Origin of the sequence: Synechococcus sp. H55.9 (genome assembly GCF_047462355.1) — a bacterium.
GTDB lineage: Bacteria > Cyanobacteriota > Cyanobacteriia > Thermostichales > Thermostichaceae > Thermostichus.
On the sequence record NZ_JANSJB010000090.1, the window covers coordinates 1 to 1,367 of the forward strand.

The window sequence follows — 1,367 nt, forward strand, 5'->3', positions numbered from 1 at the left end:
CCGTAGTAGTCGTTGCGGCGAGGAGCCGAGGCACGCCCACCGGCGTAGTCCTGGCCGGAGTTATAGTTGCTGCCGCCGCCATTGAGGGTGCCATCCTGGACAAAGCCGTCGTCAATGCTGCCATCGCAGAAATCGGCGGAGAGGATATTGACCGAGTCGCCTATGATCTCACTGGGCCGCCAGAGATCCTGGGCTGCCCGGGCAAAGCGCCGGTCTTCATTCCTCCGGAGCCGCCCGTAGAAGTTGCTGTAAAGGCCGTCTGATCCGAAGTTGAGGAGAGTCTCGAACTCTTCCAGCGGATCGGCTCCTCTCGTCCGGTGCAGGTTAAAGTCCCCTTGGATGTAGACGGGGTTGTCGGAAATAAAGGAGAGGCCAAAGACGGCTTCATCGAGGTTAAACCCACCCCGCGCCAACACTGCCCCATTGCGCAGCCGGAAGCCATAGGGCCGCCGATCCGGATCGGGGTAGTAGTCCACCGGCTTAGGACTGAGGCCTTGATCGGAAACAGGCGGATCGCCGACCGGTTGGTTGCGACCAGGCTGACCGGCATTCATGATGAAGGGAAGGGTGCCACGGGCGTTTGCCGCTTGCCAGGCAGTTTGATAGGCGGCGAAGTTGGTCAAAGGCGGGCGGGCAATGGCATCCTCCCGCACCGCATCTTCCCGGAAGGCGTAGAAAATACCCCCTTCGCGGCCTTCTTGCACGCCGGCAGGCAGCCAAGTATCTCCGTTAATCAAGCCGTTGGCCTGACCATTGGCGTTGTTGGTCAAAAGGGCCAGGTCGATGTTGAGGGCCCGCACCGCCATTGCCTCGCGGCCATCGTAAAACACCGAATCTTTGAAGGGCACGCGATGGCACTGGTCGCCGACCTGGATCAGCTCCATCTGGTTGCTGTTGGGGTGGTTGCCACCGAGTAGGGTGCTGCTGGGGCAAGTGGCAGTGGCACGGGGCAAACGCCAGTCGTTGATGGTGGAGCGAGGCCGAAGAGCCACTTGCTCGAGGTCGGTTACTGCCTGGTAGGTGGCAGCCGGCAGCCAGGAGTAGGCGCCTCGCCGCTCGCTCTCTATGGGATCCGCCTGGCCAAAGTCGCTGGTGGGGAAGATGTAGCGCAGCGGCAGGTAGAAGCGGTTGCGCTCAAGGGCATCCAGGTTGCCTTCACGGCTGGCTCTGATGTCATCCCAAAGGATCTGAGCTGCTGGATCCCCGGCGTTGGCAGCCGCCTCAATCCGCAGAATGTTGTCGGCCAGCATGCCCAGCATGCAACCCGCCGTCTGCAGCGTGGTTTGATCCGCCAAGCTAAGGTTGTTCGGGTTGTTGATGATTCGCCGCAGCTCGGAGAAGTTGCCAAAGGCAGTGATGAACGGATC

General features: G+C 61.2%; 1 pseudogene. It reads right to left on the reverse strand.

The window, feature by feature from the left end:
• A pseudogene (locus NW857_RS10760) lies at window positions 1-1,367 on the reverse strand (type II secretion system protein); the annotation flags it as partial.